Origin of the sequence: Rhizobacter sp. (assembly GCF_035702065.1) — a bacterium.
In the GTDB taxonomy this organism is placed as follows: Bacteria; Pseudomonadota; Gammaproteobacteria; order Burkholderiales; family Burkholderiaceae_C; genus Rhizobacter.
In genome coordinates this window covers 1-4,376 of record NZ_DASSRA010000291.1, presented here as the reverse complement: position 1 = coordinate 4,376, position 4,376 = coordinate 1, and the positions used below count along the sequence as shown (strand labels likewise).

Annotated in this window: 5 protein-coding genes; 1 reads left to right on the top strand and 4 read right to left on the bottom strand. The window is 69.6% G+C overall.

What is annotated here, in order from left to right; translation table 11 throughout:
* The 4 genes from VFL64_RS13245 to VFL64_RS13230 all read right to left on the bottom strand — a co-directional run.
* Positions 1-372: hypothetical protein (locus VFL64_RS13245; protein WP_489540850.1), on the bottom strand; the 372-nt coding region annotated here is incomplete at its 3' end.
* A gap of 242 nt (positions 373-614) precedes the next feature.
* Complete coding sequence (locus tag VFL64_RS13240; protein WP_489540849.1) at positions 615-1,244, bottom strand: response regulator; 630 nt, start codon at positions 1,242-1,244, stop codon at positions 615-617.
* Positions 1,241-2,611 carry a HAMP domain-containing protein gene (locus VFL64_RS13235; protein WP_489540848.1) on the bottom strand — a complete coding sequence of 457 codons (1,371 nt, stop codon included), beginning with the start codon at positions 2,609-2,611 and terminating at the stop codon, positions 1,241-1,243. The genes VFL64_RS13240 and VFL64_RS13235 overlap by 4 nt, the downstream gene beginning before the upstream one ends.
* Positions 2,608-3,606: an alpha/beta fold hydrolase gene (locus VFL64_RS13230; protein WP_489540847.1), complete on the bottom strand. Its 999-nt coding sequence runs from the start codon at positions 3,604-3,606 to the stop codon at positions 2,608-2,610. The genes VFL64_RS13235 and VFL64_RS13230 overlap by 4 nt, the downstream gene beginning before the upstream one ends.
* Positions 3,607-3,869: 263 nt before the next feature.
* Here VFL64_RS13230 and VFL64_RS13225 point away from each other — a divergent pair.
* The coding region (locus VFL64_RS13225; RefSeq protein WP_489540846.1) for a Type 1 glutamine amidotransferase-like domain-containing protein at positions 3,870-4,376 on the top strand (507 nt) is incomplete at its 3' end.

Genomic DNA, 4,376 nt, shown 5'->3' with positions numbered 1-4,376 from the left:
GTAGACGCTGCCCATCTGCGACCAGTGGCCGAGCGCCACGTGGCCGAGTTCGTGCGCCAGCACGAACTGGCGGTCCTCCTCGGGCCAGTCGCCCAGGCTCTCGTGGGCGACCACCACATGGCCGTGCAGCGTTTCGGCGAGCGTGTCGCCGCGGACCACATGCAACTCGACGCTGCGCACCGACCCCAGGGCGGGGAGCAGCTTCTCGAAGCTCGCCCGGATCTTCAGGGCGCGCGGGCTGTCGGACGGGATCAGTTGCAGCCTGTCCAGGCGCACCTGCTGCGAGCGCTCCAGCACGTCGACGATGCCTTCGCCATGTGCCATGCCCGCTGCCAGTGCGAGCCCCACCCACATCACCCACCGCATCACCACGCCAACTCCTGCGCGGGCCCACCGCCGGGCCCACATCTGCGATTACGGCGCAATCTGCGTGCCTGATTCAAGGGTTTACCCGCGACTTGTTACCTCAAATCGGGGGGCGCCGTGCTGCAGTGCACGGGCAAGTGCGGTTCCTGCGGCTCTGTCACCCCGGCGAAGGCCGGGGTCCACTGCCCGACGAAGCACCGGGGCGTCCACCGCCAGTGGATCCCGACGTTCGTCGGGATGACATCTCTTCAAGCCTGGATCAGCCCCCAATGCAGCGCCACCAGCGTCAGCTCCGACTGGTTGCTGGCGCCCAGCTTCTGCTTCACGTGGTACAGGTGGGTGCCGATGGTGTTGGGTGACAGGTTCAGGTTGGCCGCGATCTGCGCCACGCTCAGGCCGCGGGCGAGCTGGATGAACACCGAGAACTCGCGTTCGCTCAGCGTCTCGGCCGGGTTGGCCTCGCCCTTCACCTGGGCCAGGGCCAGCGTCTGCGCGGTTTGCGGGTCGACGTAGGGGCGGTGCGCGGCGACGGCCGTCACGGCGGCGATCAGCGCATCGGGGGCGCTGCGCTTGTTGAGGTAGCCCAGCGCGCCGGCCTGCATCACCCGGCGGGGGTGGGCCGTGTCTTCGTGTGCCGACAGCACCAGCACGCGCGCCTTCGCGTCTTGTGCGAGCAGGCGGCGCACCGCTTCGAGCCCGCCCATGCCGGGCATGGAGAGGTCCATCACCACCACGTCGGGCCTGAGCTTGGGGTAGTCGATGCAGGCCTGCTCGCCGGTGTCGGCCTCGCCCACCACCTCGATCTGGGCATCGGCCAGCAGCATGCGGAAACCCATGCGCACCAGCGCGTGGTCGTCGACGAGCATCACGCGGATCATGCGGTGGCAGCCTCGGGGTGAAAGGGGGGTGGGGGCAGGCGCACGGACAGCAGCACGCCGCGTGCCGCGGCCGGCTTGAGCTCGAACGTGCCACCCAGGCCCTGCACGCGCTCGGCCAGCCAGCGCAGGCCGTGGTGACCTTTCTTGTTGGCCCAGTCGGCGGGCAGGCCTGCGCCGTCGTCGGCCACGTCGAGCGACACGCCGTCTGCACTGGCGCGCAGGCTCAGCTCGATGTGCCGGGCCTGGCCGTGGCGCAATGCGTTGGTAAGACCCTCTTGCGCGGCGCGGTAAAGCGCGAGCGCGGCGTCGCTGCCGAGCCGGGCCTCGCCCGTCTCGGTGTGCAGGTCGATCTGCACACCGGGGTGGCTGCGGCGCGTGCGCTCCACCAGATCCGCCAGCGCTTCGGCGAGGCCGAAGTTGTCGAGCACCAGCGGCGTGAGGCGCGGGATGATGCCGTGCATGGCGTCGTACAGGCGTGACGACTCCTCGGCGATCACGCGCGCCGCTGCTTCAGCCTGCGGGTCCTGCGTCTTCATGCGCTGCGCGATGGACAGGGCCATGCTGCGCATCGCCGTCACCGATTGGCCCAGCTCGTCGTGCAGCTCGCGGGCGATCAGGTGGCGCTCCTGCTCGATCTGCTGGTCGACCCAGCGCGCGAGATCGCGGCTTTCGGAGAGCTGCAGCTCGGCGCGCACCGCCCGGCGCTCGGTCTCGATGTGGTCTTGCAGCATGCCCACCATGCGGTTGAAGGCCTTGCCGATGGTGCCGGCCTCGGCGCCCGGCAGCGGTGGCAGGGTCACGTCGAAGCGGCCGCTCTCGACCTGGTTCAACGCACCCACGATCTGCCCGAAGGGCCGCACGGTGCGCCCCACCAGCCAGTACACCAGCAGGTTGAGCGCGGCCAGCGTGAGCACGGCGCCGAGCACCAGCACGATGGCTTCGTCCCAGGCGTCGAGCACGGCGCGCGAGGCATTGGCCTGCACGGTGAGCTTGCCGTCGGGCAGGTCGAGCGACTGCACCGCCAGCGGCGGCGCCACCAGCGCGTCGAACCAGCCGGGCGCGTCGCGGCCGGCCTTGTAGGGCGACACCGGCGAGGTGTAGAGCACGTTGCCCTGATGGTCGGTGAGCGTGATGTCGTTGGAGCGCACTCGCCCCATGCCCTGCAGGAAGCCCAGCACCGCGGGCGTGCCTTGCGCCGTGTAGCGCCACACGGTGCGGTTGAGGAACTGCGCCGCCACGCGGTTGGCGGCCACCACCTCCTCCTTCACCGATTCACGCATGCTGCGCAGCTGCAGGCCCAGCATGACGCCCAGGAACAGCAGGGTCAGCAGCCCGATGATCAGGTGCAGCTTGAGGCGCAGGCTCATGACAGCCCCTCGTCCGACGGGTACGTCGAACGGTCCCCCGGGGGAACGCGGGCCGGCTTGGGAGCGGCCCGGCGCTCGGCCCGCCCCGCGTCGAAACCGCCTCGTGCAGCGTAGGCGTCGAGCGCCTCGACCATGGCGTGAACCATCGCCGTGTGGGTCGGGTCGTGGCCCACCCCGTCGACGAGGCGCAGCAAGCTGTGCGGCAGGCGCTGGTGGAGCGCCTGCGATGCGGCGGGCGTGCAGATGCGGTCGTCGGTGCCGTGCAGCAGCAGCGTCGGCACGGGGGGCAGCTGCGAGCAGCGCTCGAGCAGGGGTGGCGCGTCGAGCCAGCAGTGGTGCAGCAGGTAGTGGCTTTGCACGCGGTAGCGGTCGATCAGCGCGGCCAGCGCATCGCCCGAAGGTTCCAGCTCCGGCACGTGGCCGGTGGCTCGCAGGTTCTCCCGCCGCCACCAGGCGAGCGCGAACTGGGGCGCTTCGTCGCCTTGCAGGCCGTGGGCGATGGCGGGCAGCAGCGCCTGCTGCGGGCCGATGGGGTGGAAGAAGGCGGCCACGTCCTCATCGCGTGCCAGGAAGGTGGCACGCAGCAGCAGCCCGGCCACGGCAGTGGGGTGCGCGGCGGCGTAGGCGAGTGCCAGCGCGGCACCCCACGAGCCACCGACGACCAGCCAGTGCGCGATGCCCAGCGTGTCGCGGAGCAGCTCCAGGTCGGTGATCAGGTGGTCGGTGGTGTTGTCTTCGGTGCGGCCGCGCGGGCGGCTGCCGCCGGCCCCGCGCTGGTCGGGGCTCACGATGCGGTAGCGTGCCGGGTCGAAGAAGCGGCGCAGCAGCGGCGAGCTGCCCGAGCCCGGGCCGCCGTGCAGCACCAGCGCCGCGATGCCTTCGGGGAGCCCGCTCTCCTCGACGTGCAGCACGTGCCCGCCGGACACGGGCAGGGCGTGCACGCGGTACGGTGCGAACTCGGGGTAGAGCGTGCGCAGGGGCGGGGCGGGGTCCATGGGCACGGGCATCCTAGCCCGCGCCCCTGTTTCATGCGTCAGTGCTTTCCTTGCGCGTCGGCGTCCAGCTGCGTAGTTCGGCAGACCTGACCGGGCAGCTCGGTTGCCCGACCAGATCTGTTATCGGCCAAAAGCCGGCCCCTCGCTCCGCCTTGAAGCCTTTCGGAACCCTGGCCTCTGGTCGATGAGCTGGCCTCGCAATGTCGATCCGGACTGTGTTCGTTCGTCGTGCAGAACCATCAACAGCGAACAGGAATTGCACGATGAAGCTCCTTCTAACTTCCGCGGGCATCAGGAACGTAAGCATCCACGACGCGTTGGTCGACCTCCTCGGAAAGCCCATCGCCGAATCCAGTGCCCTGTGCATTCCCACCGCGTTGTACGGGCACCCGCAGTGCGATCCCGCCGGCGTATGGCGGTTCATCACCGGCCAGTCCGGCTGCCCGATGTGCGAACTGGGGTGGAAGTCCCTGGGCGTACTGGACCTCACTGCGCTGCCTAGCATCGACGAAAAGCGCTGGGTCGCTTGGGTAAGCGAGGCGGATGTCTTCCTCGCCGAAGGTGGCGATGCCATCTATCTATCTCACTGGATGCGCCAATCGGGGCTCGCTGCCCTGCTGCCGTCACTCGATCGAACGGTCTGGGTGGGGTTGAGCGCTGGGAGCATGGTGATGACTCCTCGTGTCGGCGAGGACTTCGTCGCAAGCAGGCCATCAATCACAGGTGACGACGTGACGCTGGGAGTCGTCGACTTCTCGATCTTTCCGCAC